Origin of the sequence: Solidesulfovibrio magneticus RS-1 (genome assembly GCF_000010665.1) — a bacterium.
In the GTDB taxonomy this organism is placed as follows: Bacteria; Desulfobacterota; Desulfovibrionia; order Desulfovibrionales; family Desulfovibrionaceae; genus Solidesulfovibrio; species Solidesulfovibrio magneticus.
In genome coordinates this window covers 4,951,204-4,972,956 of sequence record NC_012796.1, presented here as the reverse complement: position 1 = coordinate 4,972,956, position 21,753 = coordinate 4,951,204, and the positions used below count along the sequence as shown (strand labels likewise).

Annotated in this window: 16 protein-coding genes; 4 read left to right on the top strand and 12 right to left on the bottom strand. The window is 63.1% G+C overall.

Annotated elements, in window-relative coordinates; translation table 11 throughout:
• Positions 1-42 precede the first annotated feature (42 nt).
• The 3 genes from DMR_RS20670 (at position 43) to DMR_RS20660 (ending at position 4,777) form a co-directional block, all read left to right on the top strand.
• Complete coding sequence (locus DMR_RS20670; RefSeq protein ID WP_015862994.1) at positions 43-3,642, top strand: PAS domain S-box protein; 3,600 nt, start codon at positions 43-45, stop codon at positions 3,640-3,642.
• Positions 3,643-3,714: 72 nt separating this feature from the next.
• Positions 3,715-4,083, top strand: a complete 369-nt coding sequence (locus tag DMR_RS20665; RefSeq protein WP_015862993.1) for a response regulator — start codon at positions 3,715-3,717, stop codon at positions 4,081-4,083.
• Positions 4,084-4,186: 103 nt separating this feature from the next.
• Positions 4,187-4,777, top strand: a complete 591-nt coding sequence (locus tag DMR_RS20660) for a chemotaxis protein CheC (protein WP_015862992.1) — start codon at positions 4,187-4,189, stop codon at positions 4,775-4,777.
• Positions 4,778-4,917: 140 nt separating this feature from the next.
• On the opposite strand, the gene DMR_RS20655 is transcribed toward DMR_RS20660, so the two are convergent.
• The 7 genes from DMR_RS20655 to DMR_RS20625 all read right to left on the bottom strand — a co-directional run bounded on the left by DMR_RS20655 (position 4,918) and on the right by DMR_RS20625 (position 13,036).
• Positions 4,918-5,907, bottom strand: a complete 990-nt coding sequence (locus tag DMR_RS20655) for a hypothetical protein (RefSeq protein ID WP_015862991.1) — start codon at positions 5,905-5,907, stop codon at positions 4,918-4,920.
• A 342-nt stretch (positions 5,908-6,249) separates the two neighbouring features.
• Positions 6,250-6,885, bottom strand: a complete 636-nt coding sequence (locus DMR_RS20650) for a TetR/AcrR family transcriptional regulator (protein WP_043601286.1) — start codon at positions 6,883-6,885, stop codon at positions 6,250-6,252.
• Positions 6,886-7,178: 293 nt separating this feature from the next.
• The gene (locus tag DMR_RS20645) at positions 7,179-7,964 is read right to left on the bottom strand and encodes an ABC transporter permease (RefSeq protein ID WP_015862989.1); all 786 of its coding nucleotides are present in this window, start codon (positions 7,962-7,964) and stop codon (positions 7,179-7,181) included.
• Entirely contained in the window at positions 7,961-8,893 is a 933-nt protein-coding gene (locus DMR_RS20640; protein WP_015862988.1) for an ABC transporter ATP-binding protein, read from the bottom strand. The genes DMR_RS20645 and DMR_RS20640 overlap by 4 nt, the downstream gene beginning before the upstream one ends.
• A gap of 80 nt (positions 8,894-8,973) precedes the next feature.
• The gene (locus DMR_RS20635; RefSeq protein WP_015862987.1) at positions 8,974-10,641 is read right to left on the bottom strand and encodes a sensor domain-containing diguanylate cyclase; all 1,668 of its coding nucleotides are present in this window, start codon (positions 10,639-10,641) and stop codon (positions 8,974-8,976) included.
• A gap of 80 nt (positions 10,642-10,721) precedes the next feature.
• Positions 10,722-11,411 carry a hypothetical protein gene (locus tag DMR_RS20630; RefSeq protein WP_015862986.1) on the bottom strand — a complete coding sequence of 230 codons (690 nt, stop codon included), beginning with the start codon at positions 11,409-11,411 and terminating at the stop codon, positions 10,722-10,724.
• 134 nt (positions 11,412-11,545) lie between these two features.
• On the bottom strand, positions 11,546-13,036 hold the full coding sequence (locus DMR_RS20625) for a DEAD/DEAH box helicase (RefSeq protein WP_015862985.1): 1,491 nt from the start codon (positions 13,034-13,036) through the stop codon (positions 11,546-11,548).
• Positions 13,037-13,357: 321 nt separating this feature from the next.
• Here DMR_RS20625 and DMR_RS20620 point away from each other — a divergent pair, with 321 nt between their 5' ends.
• Complete coding sequence (locus tag DMR_RS20620) at positions 13,358-14,233, top strand: DMT family transporter (protein ID WP_015862984.1); 876 nt, start codon at positions 13,358-13,360, stop codon at positions 14,231-14,233.
• A gap of 68 nt (positions 14,234-14,301) precedes the next feature.
• Here the strand turns inward: DMR_RS20620 and DMR_RS23990 are convergent, their stop codons facing one another.
• The 5 genes from DMR_RS23990 to DMR_RS20595 form a co-directional block, all read right to left on the bottom strand.
• Positions 14,302-17,220 carry a pentapeptide repeat-containing protein gene (locus DMR_RS23990; protein WP_015862983.1) on the bottom strand — a complete coding sequence of 973 codons (2,919 nt, stop codon included), beginning with the start codon at positions 17,218-17,220 and terminating at the stop codon, positions 14,302-14,304.
• 145 nt (positions 17,221-17,365) lie between these two features.
• Entirely contained in the window at positions 17,366-17,665 is a 300-nt protein-coding gene (locus tag DMR_RS20610) for a HigA family addiction module antitoxin (RefSeq protein WP_015862982.1), read from the bottom strand.
• Positions 17,666-17,727: 62 nt separating this feature from the next.
• Positions 17,728-18,006 (bottom strand): type II toxin-antitoxin system RelE/ParE family toxin, encoded by a 279-nt coding sequence (locus DMR_RS20605; RefSeq protein WP_015862981.1) that lies wholly within the window; start codon positions 18,004-18,006, stop codon positions 17,728-17,730.
• Between the two features lie 184 nt (positions 18,007-18,190).
• Positions 18,191-21,205, bottom strand: a complete 3,015-nt coding sequence (locus DMR_RS20600; protein WP_052279041.1) for a proline dehydrogenase family protein — start codon at positions 21,203-21,205, stop codon at positions 18,191-18,193.
• Positions 21,205-21,678 carry an Lrp/AsnC family transcriptional regulator gene (locus DMR_RS20595; RefSeq protein WP_006918829.1) on the bottom strand — a complete coding sequence of 158 codons (474 nt, stop codon included), beginning with the start codon at positions 21,676-21,678 and terminating at the stop codon, positions 21,205-21,207. Before DMR_RS20595 ends, DMR_RS20600 begins: the two co-directional genes overlap by 1 nt.
• Between the last annotated feature and the right edge of the window lie 75 nt (positions 21,679-21,753).

The following is a 21,753-nucleotide window of genomic DNA, read 5'->3' as shown; positions in this document are numbered from 1 at the left end:
TTTTTATCATTCCAACAGCATTGACGCTTGTTGGGGTCGTTCATGGATCGAACGGACTTTGCACCACTTTTCGGGCGCAGGCTGCGCCATGTCCGGCGGCTGTGCGGCCTTACCCAGGCTCGGCTTGCCGAGCGGTCCGGCGTGTCCCTTGAGCATTGCAACAAGATCGAGCGCGGGGCGGCCGCACCATCCCTGGCTGTCATTCACGCCTTCAGCCGGGCCCTTGGGGTGGAGCCGGCCACCTTGTTCTTGCCTGAACGCGACGCCGCCGACGAAGCCGGCGAGGCCGGCATCGACTGGGCGGCGGTCCATGGCCGCCAAGGGCTTTTTCTCTGGACGCCGGGCACGGGCATGGTGCGGTTGGCCGCGTCCTTGCGCCGGTTGCTGGGCTATGCCGGCAAGGCCCGCAAGGAGGCCTGGGATGTTTTTTTTCAGGCGGTTTTCGGAAGCGCCGACGGCGAGGCCGCCCGGGCTGCCGCAGCCCTGGCCGGCCTCGGCGACCGCCAGGGCCTTGGCGTGCGGTTTTTCCGGCGCGACGGCGAGACGCGGCGCGGCTCCCTTGTGCTGGAGCTGGCGAGCGCCGGCCGCGACAAGCTCTACTGCATCGGCGTGCTCACCGACGTGTCCGAACCAAGCCGCCTGGAGCGGGTGGTGCGGGCCGAGGCGGCGCTCATTGACCGCCGGGTGCGCGAGCGCACGGCCCGGCTGGAGCGGGAAGCCGACCGCCAGCGCCGGGAGATCGCCGATCTGGCCGAACGCGAGGCCCGCTACCGGGGCGTGTTCGAACATGCCCCTCTGGGCGTGGCCCTGACCACGCCGGGCGGCCGCTATATCGAGGCCAACCCGGCCCTGGCCCGGATGTACGGCTACGCCTCGCCCCGGGAACTGGCCCGGGCGGTGCGCGACATCGCCGGCCAGCTCTACGCCGAACCCGGCCGGCGCGAAGCCATGGAGCAGGAACTGGCCGATTCCGGGGCCGTCAGCCGCTTCGAAGCCACGGTGCGTCGCCGCGACGGCAGCCTGCTCGCCACCCGGCGCGACGTGCGGGCCATTCCCGACGCCGAGGGCAACCCCCTTTATTACGAGCATTTCGTTCAGGATAGTTCGGCCATGGACACGGCCGAGCATTCGCTTCGCCGCTATGCCCGCATCATCGCCGCTTCCACGGACATGGTCGCCCTGGTGACGCCCGACGGCCGCTACGTGTTCGTCAACGATGCCTATGTAGCGGCTTTTGGCCACGCCCGCGAAGCCATCGTCGGCCACCATGCCACGGATTTTCTCGATCCCGACTATTTCGACCGGGAGGTGGCCCCGCGCCTGGCCTCCTGCGCCGCCGGCGAAGTCGTGCATTTCGAATATTGGGTGGAACTTCCAGCCCGGGGCCGTCGCTATCTGTCCATCCACTATTCGCCCTGGGTCGAGGAAGGCTCCGACGAACGCTATATCGTGGCCAGCCTGCGCGATATGACCGACGCCCGGTTGGCCGTGGACGAACTGCGCGAGAGCGAAAAAACCACTTCCATTCTCTACCGGGTGTCCAGCGCCGTGGCCTCGGAAGAGCACATGGACAGCCTGTTTCGGGCCGTGCGCAACATCCTGGCCGAAGCCGTGGATGTGGACGAATTTCTCATCGCCCTGGTCGACCGAGAGGCCGACGCCCTGAACCATGCCCTTTGCATCGGCCAGGACGGCCCGCCGCCGCCCATCCATGAGCTTTCCAAACGGCTGACGCCGCTGACTCGCGAAAATTTCAACGATTTTCGGGAAACAAGCGTCCTTGTCGAGGTCATGCGCACGGCCCACCCCCTGCTCGTCACCCGGCGGGGAATGCGCCTGACCGGTCTGACCTGGCCCGGCCGCACCCCGGAGGTCTGGCTTGGGGTGCCCATCCGGGTGCGCCAGGAAGTGCTCGGGGTCATGGCCGTGATGCATTTTGCCGATTCCGGGCGCTACGGCAAGAAAGAAGCCGATCTGCTCCTGTCCGTGGCCGAGCAACTGGCCCTTGGCGTGGAGCGGCGGCGCAACCTCGACGCCCTGCGCGCCGCCAAGGAGGAGGCCGACCGGGCCAATCAGGCCAAAAGCCGATTTCTGGCCAGCATGAGCCACGAAATCCGCACGCCCATGAACGCCATCCTGGGGCTTACCGACGTGACCCTTCGCACCGAGCTGACCCCGGAGCAGCGCGACTATCTGGAAACCGTCCAGGATTCGGCCCGCCATCTGCTCGGCATCTTAAACGACATCCTCGACTTCTCGAAAATCGAGGCCCGGCAGATGGAACTGGAGGTCGTGGACTACGATCTCCACGAGCTGGCCCGGTCGGTGGTCAAGACCCTGGGCGTCTCGGCCCGGACCAAGGGCCTGTGGCTGTCCCTGGACATCACCCCGGGCGTGCCCCGGCATGTGCGGGGCGACCCGGGCAAGGTCCGCCAGATCCTCGTCAACCTCGTCGGCAACGCCGTCAAATTCACGGCCGCTGGCGGCGTGTCCCTGCGCCTGGCCCATGCCGAGGCCCACCCGGATACGCCGCCCCATCTGGAACTGGCCGTGGCCGACACCGGCATCGGCATCGAACCGTCGCTGCTCTCGGCCATTTTCGAGAGCTTCCGCCAGGCCGACAATTCCACGGCCCGGCGCTACGGCGGCACCGGCCTGGGCCTGGCCATCAGCCGGGAGATGGCCCAGCTCATGGGCGGCGACATCACCGTGGAATCCGTGCCCGGCAACGGCAGCCGGTTCGTGCTGTCCATCCCCTTCGAGGCCGGCCGGCCGCCGGCGTCGGCCTTTGGCCAGGTCCCGGCCCTCGGCTCTCCGGGCGGCGGCCTGCGGGTCCTGGTGGCCGAGGACAACCCGGTCAACATCAAGCTCATGACCATCCATCTGCACAAGCTCGGCCATCAGGTCGCCGTGGCCACCTCCGGCGAGGCCGCCCTGGACAAGCTCGCCCACGCCCCCTTCGACCTCGTGCTCATGGACATCGAAATGCCGTCCATGGACGGACTCACCGCCGCCCGGCTCATTCGGGCCGGCGGCCGCCCGGACCTGCCCATCGTCGCCGCCGACGTGCCCATCGTGGCCGTCACCGCCCACGTGTCGCCGGAGGTGCGCGAGGCGTGCGCAGCCGCCGGCATGGACGCCTACATCGGCAAACCCATCAATCTTGAGGAACTGGCCTCGGTGATCCGTTCCCTGGACCGTCGCCAGGACACCCAATACCTCCGGGCGGCAAGCCTCGCGGCGGCTCTGGCCCCGGCTGCGCAAGCGGTTCCCGGACCATCGGTCGCCGCGCCCTTGGCCGACGGCCCCCAGGGCGTGCTGGACACCGGTTGGGCCCTGGCCCGGCTCGGCATCGACCAGCTGCTGTTCGACCCCATTCTGACCATTTCCCTGGACGAACTGCGCCGCCGTCTGGACCTGGCCGAACAGGCCCTGGCCGGCCGGGACCTGGCCGGGCTGGCCTTGCACGCCCACACCATCAAATCCGCCGCCGCCACCATCGGCGCGGCCCGCTGCCAGGAACTGGCCGCCGCCCTGGAGCAGGCCGGCAATGCCCGCGACGAGGCCGAAGCCCGCAAGCTCGCCTTGGGCCTTCGCGACGCCTGCCAGGACGTGTTCGAGGCGGCTTCGTCCCGGCCTTGACGCCACGGCCGGCTTTTGCCAACACAACAGACGCAAGACACTTTAGATCAGCCCGTCGTAGGAAACACCGCCATGCCCATGCTCATCGTCGCCGACGACTCCATGTTTCAGCGTTTTCAGTCTGCCAAGACCGCCAAGGAAGCCGGCTTCGAGGTCATCGAAGCCAAGGACGGGGCCGAGTGCCTGCGACTTTTGCGCGAGCACCACCCCGACGTGCTGCTGCTTGACCTCAACATGCCCGATCCCGGCGGCGTGGCCGTGCTGGAGGCCCTGGCCGCCGAGGCGGCGGACGTTCGCGTCTGCGTGGTCACGGCCGACATCCAGGAAACCACCAAGGCGCGCTGCCTGGAGCTCGGAGCCAGGGCCTTCCTCAACAAACCCGTGGACCACGACGTGTTGCGCCGGATGCTGGCCGACCTGCTCGCGGAGTGCGGCTGCTAGCCCATGTCGGAACGTTTGGCTGTAAAGCGCAATCGCAACCCTGCCGCCGGCCGCCCGCCTCGGGCCTGGCCGCGCGCCGCGAATTCAAGATGGGGGCATCGGCATGTCGCTTAGCTCGCTCCAGCTCGACATCATGCAGGAGCTCATCAACATCGGGGTGGGCCGGGCCGCCGGCATGCTCAACCAGATGGTCAACACCCACATCCAGCTCCAGGTGCCGGTGCTGCGGGTGCTGACGCCGGTCCAACTGGCCGCCCTCTACGCCACACGGCCCAATTCCGTTTTTTCGGCGGTACAACTCAGCTTCACCGGCGAATTTGCCGGCCTTAGCGCACTCATTTTCCCGCCCACCTCGGCCGACAAGCTTGTGTCCGTCATCCTCGGCAACGGCAACATGCCGGCCGACGCCGCAGCCATGCGCACCGGCACCCTGCAAGAGGTCGGCAACATCGTCCTCAATGGCGTCATGGGCTCCATCGCCAACATCCTGCGCGAACCCCTGCGCTATTCCCCGCCCGATTACCTCGAAGCCGACATCGGCTCCATCATCGGCCAAAGCCAGGGCATGGTGCTGGTGGCCAGCACCCAGTTCAGCATGAAGGATCACTTGATCGACGGCGAGGTGCTCATCATCTTCAGCCTGTCCTCCTTCGACTCCCTCCTTGGCGCCATCGACGCCCTGGCGGCGGGGTAGCCCCGCACCCCTTGAAAAGGCGGAAGATGCCTCCGGCGGCTGGGGGCCTGAGGCCCCCAGACCCCCCATATGGGGAAAAGGTTTAAGGGTTTTGGGCATGGCGCGGTTCTCTGACCGGGACGCCCAAGGGGCGGCGTCGGTCAGAACGACCAGCCCAGGCGCAGGGACGCGCCGGGCGCGCCGCCCGTGTCGTAGCGCTTGAGCCGGGAACCGCTCTCCCGGTAAAACGTCATGGTTCCAGGCAGGGCGTAATGCGCGCCAAGGCTGGCCTTCAGGCCGGCCATGGGCGTGAGGTCCACGAAAAGCCCGGCCCGGGGCGCGAAAAACGCCACCGTGCCCTTGGGCGCGGCCAGGTTGTCGTCGGCCAGATGATAGTGGGCGCCGTCGATTTCCCCGGTCAGGCGCAGGGTCCACCAGGAGCCGCCACGCCAGCGCGCCTCGGTGCGCGGCAGGCCCAGGTCCACGACGATGCCGGTGTCGGCCGGGGCTTCGTAGCGCAGGGCAACTATGGGCACGGGCTGGACGTCCACCGGCGTGACCGACGCGCCGCCGCCCAGGGTCAACAGCCAGCTTCGCCCCATGGGCACGACCAGGCCGGCCATGGCTGTGCCGCCAAGCCCCCGGACGTCGGGGGCGTCCTCGTAGCCGAGATCGCCCCGCAGCCCCAGAAATCCCGATACGTCGGACCACAGGCCGCCCTGGACGGCCAGCCCGCCCTCGAAGCGGGAGAGGTTCTCAAACGGGGCGCGTCCGCCAAAAGGCAACCGCCCGGTCCGGGTGAAGTCGTACTGGCCGGTCTCGAAGCCCATATCCAGGGCCAGATGGTCGGTTTCGTAATAGGCTCGCACCTCTTCCCGGGCCATGGCAAACCGCGCCTTGGACACGGTTTGCGGCGCGGTCCAGCCGCCGCGGGCCTCGATGCGAATCGTTCCCTGCCCGTTTTTGGCCGCGTCCAGGTCTTCCAGATCGCGCACCAGCCCCGTGCCGGCCTCGTCGGCGGCCCGGGCCTCGCCCAAAACGGCCAGCAGCAAGGCGGCCAAGAGCAGCCCCAGTCCCAACAACCACGGCCCAAAAACCGGCTCGCGCTGCCCGGTCGGCGTCACGTTTTCCCGCGTCAGTTCGTCCGTCATGGCCCTTCTCCTTGCCGGCCGGACCCGGGGTGGCCGGGTCGGGCGCGGATTTTGTCACCTTGTGGTGACATTAGTTCCCCAAAAAAGGGCGCAGGCTGCGCCCACTGGAGGCTTCGACGGCTTTGGCCGGCTGCGTCGGCCGCATGGCTTCAGGTGGCCTGAACAACCGTCGTTTCCGTCAAGAACAGTGCCGCTTTGTCTTCCCAACAAACCGGCCGAAAGACCAATCTGCGCCGAAATCCCCTTCGCAATTTTCCCAGTTGGGGGGTCTGGGGGCCTCAGGCCCCCAGCGGAGAGGTCCAGGAGAGGCAGCGCCTCTCCTGGCCGCCGGAGGCCTCTTATTTATCCCAGCACGGCGAGCACCATGCGGTCGAGCATGGCTTCGACGCGTTCCCAGGTGGCCGGGTCGTCCAGGGGCAAGCCGGCGAAGACCGGTTCGCGGTCCTGGCGCACGGCCAGGTGGTTGATGGCCGCGCCGAGCAGCACGTGCAGTGCCGGCAGATCAACGTCCGGCCGCTGCACGCCCTCCCCGGCCAGGGCCAGGATGGCCGCGCCGGCTTCGGCCCGGGCCGTGTCCAGGGCGTCGGTGAGGTCGTTTTTCTCCAGAAACCGCCAGGCCAGGATTTCCCGGGTCAGCGGCCGGGAGCGCACGGCCCGCAGGTAGTTGCGCACGGCCAGGGACATCCGCTGGGCAAAGGGCAGGGCCAGGAAAGCCGGGCGGTCGCCGCCGCACAGTTCGTCGAGGTCGGGCCAGAAGCCACCCTCCCGGGCAAAGGCCGCCACCAGCCCGGGCAACCCGTCGAAGTAGCGGTAGATGAGCACCTTATCCACCCCGGCCTCCCGGGCCACGGTGTTGACGCCCACGGCCTGGAAACCCTGCCGGGCCAGCACCCGGCCCACGGCTTCGATGAGCCGGCGCTTGGTGGCTTCCCGGTCCTTGGCCGTGGCGGCGGAGGTTTTGCGGGCTGGAGCGTTCATGGCTGCTTGATAGTCGCCGGCAAGTGACATTGTCAACGGCTTTTTGGCCCACGGGCAAGCCGGGCCAGGGACAACGGCGAATCGTCTGCAGTCGGCGCAGGGGGAAGGGCACTGTTTGCGCGGTTTCCAGGTGGCTGGAGCAACGGTGGTTCCCGGCAGTTACGGTGAACGCTCGCTTGGCGCTCCGGTGGACAGAGCGCCGCTCCCCGCTGAAAACCCTTTTACCCCTTTCTTCCATCTGGGGGGTCTGGGGGCCTCAGGCCCCCAGCCGCCGGAGGCCTCTTTTTCGTGGCCTACTTCACCAGCCGCCGCCGCATGCCGGCCAGGGACAGGGGGATGAAGAGGGCGGCGCAGGCGGCCAGGGCCAGCATGTGCCAGAGGGAAGACGCGTCGAGGAGCCCCAGGCAGGCGGAACGGGTGAGTTCGGCCAGATGGTAGAGCGGCAGGCCCTGGGCCAGGCCCACGGCCCAGGCCGGCAGGCCGGTCAAGGGGAAAAACGTGCCGGAAAACAGGAACATGGGCGTGATAACCAGGAAGATCGGCAGGTTGAACATGTCGATGGACGAGGTGACGCTGGTGGTGGCCATGCCCATGGCGCCGAAGGCCAGGCCGCCAAGGAAGGCGATGGGCAGGATGGCCAGGGCGTGCAGGCTCGGGACGTAGCCGAGCAGGGCGATGACCACGAGCATGAGCACGGCGGCGATGACCGCCCGGGTCGCGCCCCAGACGATCTCGGCAATGATGATTTCTTCGACGGTCAGCGGCGTGGCCAGCAGGGCGTCGTAGGTTTTTTGGTAGAACATGCGCACGAACGAGGCGTAGGAAGTCTCCAGAAAGGCCTGCCACATGACGGTGGCGGCCAGCATGGAGGGGGCGAAGAACTCGGTGTAGGACAGGGTCTGGCCGTTCCAGTGGACCTCCCGCACCAGCCCGGAAAAGCCCAGGCCAAAGGCCAGCAGGTAGAAGACCGGCTCCAGCATGGGCGGCAGGAAGTTGACCGTCCAGATGCGGCGGTAGACCAGCAGGTTGCGCCGCCAGACGGTCCAAAAAAGCCAGGTGAAGCGGGGATCGGTGGTCATTCGCGAAGCTCCCGGCCGGTTGCGCGCAGGAACACGTCTTCCAGGGTGGCCGGCCGCAGAAAGCCCGACTCGGCGCAAAAGCGCTCGCGAAGGGCGAGGAGCGCCGCCTTGTCGTCGCCGTAGACGATGAGCCGGCGGCCCGAGCGGTCGAACCGCGCCCCGGCGGCGGCCAGATGTTCGGCCATGGCCGGTTCCGGGGATTCCACTTCCAGGGCGTGGCGTCCGGCATGGGCGGCCACCAGTCCGGCCGGGTCGCCTTCGGTGACCACCCGGCCGTGGTCGATGATGCACAGCCGGTCGCAAAATCGCTCGGCCTCTTCCATGGCATGGGTGGTGAGGAGAATCGTCATGCCCTGGCGTTTGAGGTCCAGCAGCCGGTCCCACAGGGTGTTGCGCGACTGGGGGTCCAGGCCGGTGGTGGGTTCGTCGAGGATGAGCAGTTCCGGCCGGTTGACGATGGCCCGGGCCAGCATGAGCCGGCGGGCCATGCCGCCGGAGAGTTCCTCGTACTGGAAGCGTTTTTTGCCTTCCAGGGCGAAAAAGGCCAGGAGTTCCTCGGCCCGGGCCTTGGCCTCGGCCCGGGGGATGCCGAAATAGCCGGCAAAGACGAGGAGGTTTTCGAGCACGCTCAGGTCCGGGTCCAGGGTGTTGCCCTGCTGGCAGACGCCCAGGCGGGCCTTGACGCGGCGAAAGGCCGTGGCGATGTCCTGGCCGAACAGGCGGATCTCGCCGGCACAGCGCGGCGAGAAGCCGTAGATCATGCGGATGGTGGTGGTCTTGCCCGCGCCGTTAGGGCCTAAAAGTCCGAAGCATTCGCCCCGGGACACGGCAAAGCTCACTCCGCGCACGGCCTCGAAGTCGCCGTAGGCCTTGCGCACGTCGGTCAGCTCAAGAACCGGCTGCTCCGTAGTGTCGTTTTCGGGTCGCATGCCGCAATCCTATCGCAATCGTCGCCGGCTGTCTTGGCGATTCGCGCCTGCCGCCCGGGGGAGGGGGCTTTCGGGCCGCCTCACGCGCCCTTGGGATTGGGGCAGGCCCCGCCTTCGAGTTCGTCCAGGGTCAGGCGCGTGTCCACGCAGGAGGCCGCCACCACCTGGTCGCGGCCGCATTTCTTGGCCAGATACAGAGCCATGTCGGCCTCGCGTTGCAGTTCCTGGACCGGCTTGCCGCCGGTGTCGGCCGTGACGCCGACGCTGACGGTCTGGGGCACGTCCAGCCCGTCCACGGACAACGGCGTGGCGGCGATTTCCAGGCGGACGGCGTCCATGCGCGAGCGGGCGGCGGCCTCGTCCAGGCCGGGCAGCAGCACGGCGAACTCCTCGCCGCCAAGGCGCGCCAGCAGTTCGCCCGGCCGCAGCCTGCCCCGGATAAGCCCCGAGACATGACGCAACATGCGGTCGCCCACGGGGTGGCCGTGGCGGTCGTTGACCAGCTTGAAATGGTCGAGATCGATCATGGCCAGGGCCAGGGGCGCGCCGCTGCGTCCGGCCTCGGCCGCGGCCATGGCCACGGCTTCGCCGAAACGGCGGCGATTGGCGCAGCCGGTGAGCGCGTCGTGGTGGGCTTGATGGGCAAGCTTGGCGTTTAGGAGCAGCAGATTGCGTCGCAGACAGGCGTCTCGGGCCAGATAGCCGTAGAGCGACAGGCCGGCTCCAAGCAGGCAGAGGGCGGCCAGGGCGTAGAGGCCGAATCGCACGGGATATTGGGCTTCGGCGGCGGCCAGGCCGGTGACCGGCTCGAACAGGTAGACGGCAAGCTTCTCCTTGGCCACGGTCGCCCGGCGCAGCACCGAGGGGATCGGCGCGCCGCCCCCCGACACGTACAGGGTTTCGCCCAGCACCGGGTGGGGCGTTATGGGCAGTACGGCCAGCTCGGCCCGCTGGTAGCGGGCCAGGCGTTCGTTTTCGGGCAGCGACAAGGCCGGCGCGCCGGGCACGGCCATGAGCAGATGGTCCGGATCGGCGGCCAGGACGATGATGCCCTGGTCGTCGGTGACGAATCCCGAGGTGAAGTGCAGGCCCTGGCCCAAGGGGCGCAGATCGGCCTTGGCCATGGCCACGCCGAGGATGCCGTCGCAGCCGAGGATGGGCGTGGCGAAATGGAAGCCCGGCACGGCGGAGACCCGGCCCACCACGAACTGGGTGGTGGGCTGGCCGCGCATGGCTCCGGCGAAGTAGTCGCGGTCGTGAAAACTCCGCCCCACCAGGGTTGCGGCGTTGGCGTAGTCGCTGGAGACGAGACAGCGGCCCGAGGCGTCGAGGATATAGGCCCGGTGCAGGCCGAGGTCGCGGCAATAGGCCACGAGGTAGCGGTTGAGTTCATCGGCCAGGGCGGCGTCGGCCGGGTTTCTCAGGAGCGCGACGAAGCGGACGTCGCTGGCTAGCAGCCGCGAGGTCTTGCGCATCCGGCCAAACTGTTCGCCGATGCGGGCGGCGATGTCGTTTTCTTCCACAGCGGCCAGGGCCGAGGCCTCGGCCATGGCCTGGCGCATGGCCCGGGCCTTCCAGGCCGAGGCCTGGGTCCAGGCGATAAGCAGCGCCAGCGGCAAGAGCACGGCCAGGGCCAGCAACACGGCCCGCACCGGCCGCGTCTCGAACAGGCCATGGATCTGGCGCAGGCGGGCGGCCAGGATCCCGGCCGGGCCGGGACGCGAGGAGCGGCCAGGAAGGTTGGTCATCCAGTCAATCTATCCCCGCGCGGTCCGAAATACAATTGCCATAGCAATAATTGGGAACCTCGGGGACGCCCCGGACGGTCTCAGTCCTTGGCCGTTACGTCCTTGTCCAGGCGCAGGGAGCGGCGGAAGCGCTTGTCCAGGGTTTCCTCGAAGAAGTCCTGGAGCACCCGGCGGTATTTTTTCAGGTAATACTGTCGGTCCAGGAATTTCTGCTTATCGCGCCATTTGATGAGGGTGGAGGGGTTGAAGTAGGCCACGGCGTTTTTGGGCGTGAGCACGAAGGGCGGCAGGCCCTCTTGCACGAGGATGTAGCTGGCCACCAGCGCGCCGGTGCGATGGTTGCCTTCCAGGAACAGCTGGGGCTGGCTGACCGAGAGCACGTAAACCCCGGCCGCCCGGCGCGGGGCGGCCTTATGGCGCTTGGCTTCGTAATAATCGGCGATGGCCCCGATGCCGTCGGCGAAGCGGCGGCGCGTCTCCAACAGATGGGAACCGTATTCCAGCCGCAGGCTGTCGTTAACGCCGCACAGCACGATGTGGTTGAGTTCCAGGATATGGTCGAGGCCCGAGGGCGAGAAGACTTCGATCCCGTCTTCCAGCAGTTGGTCCACGTAGGCGTAGCCTTCGAGCAGGTTGGCGATGATCTGGTCGGTAATTGGCTCGCGGCGCATGAGGAGCTTTTCGCTGATGCGGTCGAAATCGGCCTGCACCTCGCGCAGCGAGGCTTCGATGCGGTCGAGGTCGAGGCGGTATTGCTTGTGGCTGCTCATGGCGGTCCTTGTGGGGCGGGAGGCGCACGCCCGGGGTTTTCGGGTGTGCCGTATGACCGCGTCCTTTGTCTACCACCAACAAAAAAGCCGCCCCGGCGAACCGGAGCGGCTTATAAATGCGAGTTTAAGCGGCCTTAGGCGGCGGAAGCGCCGTCGTTGTAGGCGCGGCGGGGGCGCTGGTTGCCCGAGCGGTTGTCGGCGCCGCCAAGGCCGAAGGTGGAGCGGCGCTCGTCGGACGGCTGGCGCTCGGTGCGCGGCCGGTCGGACCGGGGGCGGTCGGCCGCCGGGCGGTCGCTGCGCGGCCGATCGGAGCGGGGACGGTCGTCACGGGCGCTGTCGGCGCGCGCGCCTTCGGGCCGGGGGCCGCGGGGGCGGTCGCCGTAGGGGCGGTCGCCCTGGCGCTGACGGTCGCCGTAGCCGCCCTGGCGGGGCGCGCCGTAGCCCTGGCGGGGCCGGGCGGCGCTGCGCGGGGCCGGAGCGGAGCGGCGGAATTCGCCGGGCTCGGGCTCGAAGCCTTCGACGTTGCGTCGGGGCAGGGGCTTTTTCATGTGGGACTCGATGGCCCGGACCATGCCCATGTCTTCGCCGGTGACGAAGGTGTGGGCCTGGCCGTCACGTTCGGCCCGGCCGGTGCGGCCGATGCGGTGGGTGTAGGCCTCGGCGGTGTCCGGGATGTCGAAGTTGACCACGTGGGCGACCTGGGAGACGTCGATGCCCCGGGCGGCGATGTCCGTGGCCACCAGAATCTGGAAGGAGCCGCGACGGAAGCCGTCCATGGCGATCTGGCGCTGGCGCTGGGACAGATTGCCCTGCAAGCAGGTGGCCTTGTGGCCGGAGCGGCACAGCTGCTGGGCCAGGTTCTTGGCCCGGTGCTTGGTGCGGGTGAAGACGATCACCGATTCCTTGCCGGCTTCGCCGAGCAGGTGCAGCAGCAGGGGGGCCTTCTGGTTATGGGAGACCGGGTAGATGGCGTGCTCCACGGTGGACAGCGGGGCCAGATGGCCGATGCGCACGGTGACCGGGTCGGTGAGCGTCTCGGCGGCCAGGCCGGAGATGGCCGGAGGCATGGTGGCCGAGAAGAGCAGGGTCTGGCGCTTGGCCGGCAGGGCGGCCAGGATGCGCTTGATGTCGGGCAAAAAGCCCATGTCAAACATGTGGTCGGCTTCGTCGAGGACCAGCGTCTCCAGGCCGTCGAAGCGGACGTTGCCCTGGTTCAAATGATCCAGCAGCCGGCCCGGGCAGGCCACGATGACGTCCACGCCCTGACGCAGGGCGCGCACCTGGGGGAACATGCCCACGCCGCCGTAGATGACCGTGGCGCGCAGGCGGGTGCCGCGCATGAAGTCCAGGGTGGAGCGGAAAATCTGTTCGGCCAGCTCGCGGGTGGGGGCCAGGATGAGCGTACGGGGCGACCGGGTGCGGGCCGGGTTGGTGATGAGGCGATGCAGGATCGGCAACAGGAACGCGGCGGTCTTGCCGGTGCCGGTCTGGGCCAGGCCCATGAGGTCATGGCCTTCCATGACGTGGGGCACGGCCTCGGCCTGGATGGGCGTGGGGGTTTCGTATCCGGCGCGCTTGATGTTGGCGATCAGGGAATCATGCAGGCAAAAAGAGTCGAAGCTCAAAAGGATATCCTTTGGCAGAAGTGAGTCCGCGCAACAAACGGTTTCGCGCGCGGGGGCGATCGGGCGATGCGAGAAACGGAAGCTGCGGGCCGCGTCAGGATCGGAAGATCGGGGCCTTTGGCCATCGGGGGGCGTTAAGCGTTCCGGGTGGGGGCGACGGGTTTGCAGCGAGACCGCGTCGCGGGAACGGAGCCCAGGGGCCGATGTCATGCCAAGACGTCAGAATACGGACTTGCGCGGGATTGTCAACCGGGGGAATCGGAAACCGCCTTGGTTTTTTCGCCGCAAACAGGTAGGCCATCGGAAACCCGGGGGTTTTGGATGCAGGATCAAAAACGGGCCACCCGCTACGGCTTGGCCACCGTGGCCATGTGGTCCACCGTGGCCTCGGCCTTCAAGCTGTCGCTTGCCCATCTCGCGCCGCTGCAGCTGCTTTTCCTGGCCAGCCTGGCCTCGTGCCTGACCCTGGCTGTGGTGCTGGCCGCAACCGGCGGCTTGCGGCGGCTGGCCGCCCTCACCCCGGCCCAGTGGCGGCGCTCGGCCCTGCTCGGCGCGCTCAATCCCTTTTGCTACTACGCAATTTTATTCGCCGCCTACGACCTGCTGCCGGCCCAGGAGGCCCAGCCGCTCAACTACACCTGGGCCGTGACCCTGTCGCTTCTGGCCGTGCCCATGCTCGGCCAGAAGCTGCGCCGCCGCGACCTGTTCGCTATTTTGGTGAGCTATTCCGGCGTGGTGGTCATCTCCACCCACGGCGACATCCTCGGGATGCGTTTCGCCAGTCCCCTGGGCGTGGGGCTGGCCCTGGCCTCGACGATCATCTGGGCGCTGTATTGGATCTGGGGGGCCAAGGACGACCGCGACCCCGTGGCCGGGCTTTTGGCCAATTTCCTGTGCGCCGTGCCGCTTTGCGGACTGGCCATGGTCCTGGGCCCGGGCCTGCCGCCGCCCGACTGGCCAGGCTACGCCGGCGCGGCCTATGTGGGCGTGTTCGAAATGGGGCTGGCCTTCGTGACCTGGCTCACGGCGCTTCGATGCGCCGAAAACGCCGCCAAGGTGGCGAACCTGATTTTTCTGTCGCCGTTTCTGTCGCTGCTCTTGATCCACTTCTTCGTGGGCGAGGCGATCCTGCCGTCCACGGTGGTGGGGCTGGGGCTGATCCTGGCGGGGCTTGGGGTGCAGCGGGGGCGGGGGTGATCTATTTATAATTGCATATTATTTTCTTGGATGTCTTGTTTATATAAATTGGGGGTCGCACCTATTACTCATTGACAGCGCTTTTGGTTTGTTAATAAATCTATATCTACGTCGTCATCGAACTTTGCGTTGTCTAGGTTTGCGCCTAGGAACTTAGAAAAATTAAATTTGCAGTTTAATAAGTTTGCGTTGGCGAGGTTGGCCTTGTTGAAGTTCGCCTTTGAAAGGTCGGATCCTGATAAATTTGCACCAACTAAGTTAGCATCGCAAAGGTTGGCTCTTGTTAAGTTAGCTTCTTTGAGTTTTGAATTGCTTAGGTTCGCCCCTTCAAGTGATGCTTCTGAGAAATTTGTGTTCGTTAGATCGGCTTTCTCGAAATTTGTATTAATTAGCGTAGCTTTGTGCAGATTTGATTTTTCCATGCGAGCTTTTTTGAAGTTGGCATTGTTGCATATAGCGTTTGTAAAATTTGATTCTCTTAGTGATGCTGATTCGAAATTTGTCTTGTTTAGAATAGCATTTGCAAATTCAACATCGTCGAGTTTTGCCCCATTAAAGTTAACTTCTGATAGGTTAGAGAACATAAAGTTAGCATTGAATAGCTGGCAGTTTTTTAGCGAAGATTTTGCTAAATTAGAACTGTATAAGTCGACCATTGGAAGTTGTTGGTTGTTGGCGGATATGTTATTAAGGCATGAGTACCCTAGTGTGCTCTCGGGCGAGTTTCTTTGGGGTTGCAGTCTGGCTAGCCACTCTCCAAAACTTGTCGGTAGCGGCCATGCAATGTTTGATATTGTTGTTGAGTTTTTTGAGCAGGCATTAAGGGAAGCAAGCATAATTTCTTCTGCATTTCTGGCTTGCCTGCATTGTTCTTGGAATGATAACCCGCTAAGTTTTTCCATCGGCATGCCGTGTTGCAAGAAAAATGATATTAAATGGCAGAACATTTTTTGCCATTTTTTCACAGTGGGGACTGGAATTGTGCAAAATTCATCTTCGAGGAATGAGTATAAATATCTGTCCATTTCTTTGTGCCCGTATTGTGAGCACCAGTATTCAAGGGCGATTTTTTCATTCCAAGTGGGACTATAGCCGGATTTGTTTTTTGAGTAATCCTTGTGTATATTTGTTGCTGTTCTTGTGATGTGTCGGGAAACGAGGTATTCTCCAAAACTTTTATGAGTAAATTCGAAAGTTTCTGTTTCTCCTCGGCTAATTGCTTTGCGAAAGTAAAATGCGGTGAGGAGTCGGATCAGTCCCTTTTCTACGCCATCTTGAAATTTATCAAGAACCGTTAGTAGCTTTGAATTGTTGCAATGCGTTTTTATTTCGTCGATACTTGTTTTTCTTCCGTCTCCATGCCAAACTGAAACCGAAATTTCTTCAAGAATTAAGTAAAATTCTTCATGTGTTAGCTCGCCAACCCATGGACGTCTTTCGTCAGCCCACGCTCTTTCGTAGACATCGTTGAGTAGTTTGTTGTATATGGTATTCATGTTTGTCGATGAGAAATGAATATTTCCTTTGTCGTATGTTAATGCGATGAGATAGTTTAATAGTGGTTGAGACGTTATCTCTTCAAGCTTTTCGGTTTTTAGTTCAACAGGGAGTTCTTTGTAGTTTTTGCCTGTCGCATTGCCATAGAGCTCCCACCATGCATTGCGTTGGTCTATTTCAAGAAGTTTCTCAGGGTCGCTGAGTTGTTCGTGAAATTTTATTTGATCAGTTACGATATATGGAAGAATGTGAAGAGTGGCGTCTTTTAATCTGAATTCAGATTCTGTAGCCTGGACAGCAAGATCTCGACCAGTTATTATTAGTTGTAGCCTCAATTTCTCTTGGTTGACAATGGATAAAGTTCGAGTTGCGTGTCCTAGGAAACACCGTGCTGCCTCTATCCCCGTTCTGCCTTGCATGGCAAGTTCGTCGAGACCATCTAGTATGACAATGAAATCATCGTTTTCAGTGTCCACTGGATTGTAAGTTAGCCAACCTCCTCTCTGCATGAAATTGCCTATGGTTTTCGATAAGTCTTCGTTGGCATCAATCATATGTAATGGTATGAATATTGTCTTTCGTTCTGCTTCGGCAAGTTTCGCTGTCAGGATTTTTGCAAAGGATGATTTTCCACATCCTGGGCCGCCACAAATTATCCGAATAGCGTCTTTTTTGTCTCGGTCGTTTAGCCATTTTAATATGGCCGATTCTAAGTCGATAACAATATTGTTTTTGCATGATATTGCATTTGCTACTTCACATTCTGCCCGAGCTTCAGAAAATTCCTTCTTTGTTTCTCTGGCGCTATAGTACGCTCTGAGTGGTATGTATATGCTTGCAATGCCAAACATTTCCTCCATCATCGGTTCGTAGGGCTGTCTTTGGAGCCACGAAAAATATCTTTTCCAGTCTAATTCGTTTCTTAAAGCTTCGTTAAATGGAGAATCTAAGGCATCTAAAATGCACTTGTATTTCTCTTTGTTCTTGTTCCATTCGTCATATAAGGCTTTGGCAAAGTAGCGCGGAAATCTGTTCGAGACAGACTGTGCTTTATGATCTTCAATTCCTATTGTGGTTAGCCACTGGCGGAGATTGCTTGAAATGTCCGGTAGGTTTTGAAAAGTTCTAGGGTTAGAGAAAAAGTTTAAATCGATTATTGGTTCATGTATTTCGATTGAGTGGGTAATAGTTTGGAGCAGTTCGTATAATTCCTGATCTGTTTTATTGCTGTGTGGAATACTCTCTTCGATAAGTTCGTAAATTGCTTTAGTGGTCGATTTGTATATTAAATCCCATGCATGGTCTTCAGCTGTTTTTGATAGACCGAGTGCGTCTATAGTATCTATAAAATTGATATATGCACCCTTCCAGTCTTTCGAGGCAGCTGCAATGATCCCCTTTGATACGGGCTTTAGAAGTTTCGACAAGTCAATTTCAAGACGTCTAAGTGAGAGTTTATGTTTTTTTGCGATGACTGATGGAGTGTTCATTTGCGAACCTCTGGGCTAGAATCAAGGATTCCAGAAAGATATAAAAATTCATAAAACTGTTAAAAACAAATCATATGTCTGGCCAGTTGTCAATAACAATATAATATTTCTTGTGACTAAATCTCGGAAAAAATAGTCTATCCCATCACGCCTGCGTTTGCCCCCTAAACCGGGTGACCTGGATCGAATCCGCCCGGTGGGCGACCTTGGCGAGGTCGTACTGCATTTGCAGCCGCAACCAGGCTTCCGGGCTGCTGCCGAAGGCCTTGGACAAACGAATCGCCATTTCCGACGACACGCCGGAATGGCCATTGAGCAACTCGGACAACGCCTTGCGCGACACGCCAAGCCCCTTGGCCGCTTCCGTCACCGACAGGTTGAGGGGGGCAAGGCATTGTTCCCGTATGATCTCGCCGGGATGCGGCGGGTCGAACATTATGGTCATGGTTTTTCTCCGATTATGGGCGTGACGTCGGCCACGAATCCGAAAGCCGTTTCGCCCTCGAGCTAATGGTAATCCACCAAATCCACATGGGTTGCGTCCTCGCCGGAAAACTCGAAGACGATGCGCCAATTTCCCGAGACGGACACCGCCCATTGACCTTTTCGCGTCCCCTCCAGGGCATGGAGCCGGAAGCCGGGCAAATCCATGTCTTCCGGCTTGGCGCTGACATTGAGCATCGCCAGCATCTGGCTGATCCGGCGGACGTGCTGGGCGTTGACGCCACGATGATCCCCTGTGCGAAAAAGCCGCTCAAGGCCTTTATGCCGGAATCGAAGGATCATGTGTAACGAATAACGTTGCGGGTGACGGCGGTCAAGGGGCTAGCGTCAACCCGATTGCCGCAGGCATGGCGTGAATGCCATGAATCCCTAACCAAAAAGCCGGGAGCGGTCCCCCGCCCCCGGCTTTTTCTCATCGCTTCTCTTGTCTCTTCTCTTGCTTCGCTCTTCCTCAACCCTCTCCAGCCTAATCAACCCACTCGTCGTCCTCGTCGATGGGCGTGAATCCGCGACGGATGGTGTTTTCCGTCACCACGCGGGGATCGACGAACTGGAGCAGGTAGTCCGGGCCGCCGGCCTTGGAGCCTACGCCCGACATCTTGGAGCCGCCAAAGGGCTGGCGCGCCACCATGGCTCCGACGCTGTTGCGGTTGAGATAGAGGTTGCCCACGCGGAATTCCTTGCGCGCCTTTTCCAGATGGCGGGGGCTGCGGCTGTAGACCGCGCCGGTGAGCGCGTAGCGGGTGGACATGGCCCATTCGATGGCCTCGTCGAAGCTTTTCGCCCGCATGACCGACAACACCGGCCCGAAGATCTCTTCCTGGGCCAGACGGTGCTCGGGGCGGATGCCCTCCACCACCACCATGGGCGCGAAGTAGCCCTTGGCGTCCAGGCCGCGCTCGACCAGTATCTTGCCTTCCTGGCGGGCCAAAGCGGCGTATTCGCGCACCTTGGCCTGCTGGGAGGCGTCGACCACCGGTCCCATGGCGTTGGCCGGGTCTTCGGCCGGCCCGATCTTCATACTCTCGCAGGCTTCCTTGAGCCGCGCCGTGAAGCGTTCGTAGATGGAATCGACCACGATGACCCGCGAGCAGGCCGAGCACTTCTGGCCCTGGAACCCGAAGGCCGAGTAGGCCACGCCCAGCACCGCTTCGTCGAGGTCGGCGTCGTCGTCAACGATGATGGCGTTCTTGCCACCCATCTCGGCGATGACCCGCTTGCAGTAGTCCTGGCCGGGATGCACCTTGGCCGCCTTTTCGATGATGCGCAGGCCCACGTCCATGGAGCCGGTAAAGGCGATGGTGGAAATGGCCGGATGCTCGACCAGATAGTCGCCCATGACCGAGCCGCGGCCGGGGCAGAAGTTGAAGACGCCGTCCGGCAGGCCGGCTTCCTTGAAGATGTCGACCAGGCCGTGGCCGATAAGCGAAGCCAGGCTGGAGGGCTTAAAGACCACGGTGTTGCCGGTGACGATGGCGGCCGAGGCCATGCCCAGCGAAATGGCCAAGGGGAAGTTCCAGGGCGCGATAACGGCGGCCACGCCCTTGCCTTCGTAGAAGAGGTGGTTTTTCTCGCCCGGCTCGCGGCCCATGCGGCGCGGCGTGCCGATGCGCACGGCCTCGCGGGCGTAGTATTCCAGGAAGTCGATGGCCTCGCCCACGTCGTTGTAGGCCTGATCCCACTGCTTGCCGACTTCCAGCACCTGCACGGCGGACAGGGCCACGATCTCGCGGCGGGCGATGGCGGCGGCCTTCAGCAGCACCTCGGCCCGTTCGCGCGGGGTCTTGTCGCGCCAGGGACCGAAGGCGGCCTTGGCGGCGGCGATGGCCGCGTCCACTTCACTGATGCCGGCCTGGCAGACATTGGCCAGCACTTCGTCAGGATTGGCCGGGTTGACGGTGGGGATGCGGTCGGCGGTCTCGATGGTCTTGCCGCCGATGGAGAGCGGAATCACCCGGCCGGCCTTGGCGTGGACAGCGGCGATGGCGGCCGGGAAGGCGGCGCGCATGTCGGCGATGGTGAAATCGGCCAGGGGTTCGCCCCGAAACGCGGTCAGTCCGTCGATGACGGCCGGCGTGGCCGGCTCCCGGGCCGGCTTCTGGGCGATCTCGCGCTCCAGGGTCTTTTCGGGATTCTCCAACAGCACGTCCTCGGCCTCGCCGTCGGCGAAGCTCAGGCGCAGGAAGGATTCGTTGGCGGTATTTTCCAGCAGCCGGCGCACCAGATAGGCCATGCCCGGCAGCAGTTCGCCGTAGGGGCAGTAGAGGCGCACCCGGCCTGCTACTTTGAGCAGCCCTTTGCGCACCGGCTCGGCCATGCCGTAAAGGGCCTGGAACTCGTAGCGGTTGTCGGCAACGCCCAGTTCGGACGCCGTCTCCATGACGCAGGCGATGGTGCGGATGTTGTGTGAGGCGCACTGGAAATAGATGAGGTCGCTGTTTTCCAGAATGGTGCGGGAGAGCTTTTCGTAGGCGATGTCCGACTCGGGCTTTTTGGTCCAGACCGGCACCGGCCAGCCCATCTGCTTGGCGACCACGGTTTCGTAGTCCCAGTACGCGCCCTTGACCAGCCGGATGCCAAAGGGCAGGCCCTGGGCCCGGCCCCATTCGATGAGCTGGTTCAGATCGTGCCCGGTGTCGCGCAGATAGGCCTGGAGCACGATGGAGAGGTAGGGGTAGTCCCTAAACTCCGGTTCGCTGCGCAGGCGCTTGAACAGCTCAATGGTGATGTCCTTGTACTTGAGCTGTTCCATGTCGATGCACAGCGCCCCGCCCAGAGCCACGATCTTGCGGTAGATGGGCCGCATCCGGGCCAGGATGCCTTCCACGGAACCTTCGAAGTCCATGGGCTTGGCCTGGGAAAAAAGGGCCGAGGGCTTGATGGAGGCGTTGACGCGCGGCGCGCTGCCCCAATCCAGGCCGTCGCCGGCCCCGCCAAAGGCCTTCCAGGACCCCTGCTCGGCGGCGATGGCGTCCAGGACTTCGAGGTAACCGTCGCGGTAGGCGTCGGATTCTTCCTCGGAGACCGTGGCCTCGCCCAGCAGGTCGACGGTGAAGGCAAAGCCGTCCTTGCGGATCTTGGCGATGTTTTTCACCGCTTCTTTGGTTTTCTCGCCGACGATGAACTGCCGCGCCATGCCTTCGATGTTGGAGCGGATGGCCTTGCCCATGAGCTTGGCCGCCACGCCCCCGAACATGCCCGACTTTTCCGCGCCCCACTTGAGTACCGACGGAATCTCCCCGGCGTCGCCGCCCGAGAAATATTCCTCGATGTGGCGCGACAGGTTGTCGGAGGTGGTGAGGTAGGGCAAAACATCCACGAACCGGAACAGTTGGACCTTGAAGGCCTCGTTCTGCATGGCCCAGTCCATGACCTTGCCGGTCCAGAAGCCCTTGTTGAAAATCGAGGGCGATTCGCCGCGGATGCTGGCGAAGAAGGCTTTGCCGCGCTGGCGGATGGCGTCGTCGAGCGAGTGTTGCATCATTCCTCTCCGGGCTGGGGCAGCGATCCCAGGGGGAGCGCGCCGGTTTCCTTGACGGTTTGCAGCACCACCGTGGTATTGGTGTCGCGCACGGTGGAGAGCCGGCCGATGACCTTGAGCAGGTCGGCCAGCGACCTGGTGTCCGGGGCGCGTACCTTGATGAGGTAGGCGGCCGTGCCGGCCACATAGTGGACTTCCTGGACGCCCGGCACGGCGGCGAGCTGCTGGCCGGTGTCGATGGCCCCCACAGGCTCGTCGGTCTTGACGAAGGTGAAGGCGGTCAGGTCCAAGTCGACCTTGGACGGATCGATGCGGGCCTCGTAGCCGGTGATGACGCCTTTGCGCTCAAGCTTGCGCACGCGCTCCAGGACGGCCGACGGGGCCATGGACACGGCCCGGGCGATGTCGGCGTTGGAGGTGCGGGCGTTGTCCTGAAGGATCATCAGAATCCGGCGGTCGATTTCGTCGATCATTCTTGATTTCTCCTGATGTCGAGTTAAAAATTCGATTTGGCTCTGCTTGTCAAGTGGTTTCTTCGGTTCGGCTCC

Coding starts and splice junctions, on each gene's coding strand:
- DMR_RS20605 (WP_015862981.1), bottom strand. CDS start 18,006: ATGATCCTTCGATTCCGGCATAAAGGCCTTGAGCGGCTTTTTCGCACA.
- DMR_RS20655 (WP_015862991.1), bottom strand. CDS start 5,907: ATGACGGACGAACTGACGCGGGAAAACGTGACGCCGACCGGGCAGCGC.
- DMR_RS20640 (WP_015862988.1), bottom strand. CDS start 8,893: ATGCGACCCGAAAACGACACTACGGAGCAGCCGGTTCTTGAGCTGACC.
- DMR_RS20600 (WP_052279041.1), bottom strand. CDS start 21,205: ATGCAACACTCGCTCGACGACGCCATCCGCCAGCGCGGCAAAGCCTTC.
- DMR_RS20670 (WP_015862994.1), top strand. CDS start 43: ATGGATCGAACGGACTTTGCACCACTTTTCGGGCGCAGGCTGCGCCAT.
- DMR_RS20610 (WP_015862982.1), bottom strand. CDS start 17,665: ATGACCATAATGTTCGACCCGCCGCATCCCGGCGAGATCATACGGGAA.
- DMR_RS20620 (WP_015862984.1), top strand. CDS start 13,358: ATGCAGGATCAAAAACGGGCCACCCGCTACGGCTTGGCCACCGTGGCC.
- DMR_RS20660 (WP_015862992.1), top strand. CDS start 4,187: ATGTCGCTTAGCTCGCTCCAGCTCGACATCATGCAGGAGCTCATCAAC.
- DMR_RS20595 (WP_006918829.1), bottom strand. CDS start 21,678: ATGATCGACGAAATCGACCGCCGGATTCTGATGATCCTTCAGGACAAC.
- DMR_RS20645 (WP_015862989.1), bottom strand. CDS start 7,964: ATGACCACCGATCCCCGCTTCACCTGGCTTTTTTGGACCGTCTGGCGG.
- DMR_RS20650 (WP_043601286.1), bottom strand. CDS start 6,885: ATGAACGCTCCAGCCCGCAAAACCTCCGCCGCCACGGCCAAGGACCGG.
- DMR_RS20630 (WP_015862986.1), bottom strand. CDS start 11,411: ATGAGCAGCCACAAGCAATACCGCCTCGACCTCGACCGCATCGAAGCC.
- DMR_RS20635 (WP_015862987.1), bottom strand. CDS start 10,641: ATGACCAACCTTCCTGGCCGCTCCTCGCGTCCCGGCCCGGCCGGGATC.
- DMR_RS20665 (WP_015862993.1), top strand. CDS start 3,715: ATGCCCATGCTCATCGTCGCCGACGACTCCATGTTTCAGCGTTTTCAG.
- DMR_RS23990 (WP_015862983.1), bottom strand. CDS start 17,220: ATGAACACTCCATCAGTCATCGCAAAAAAACATAAACTCTCACTTAGA.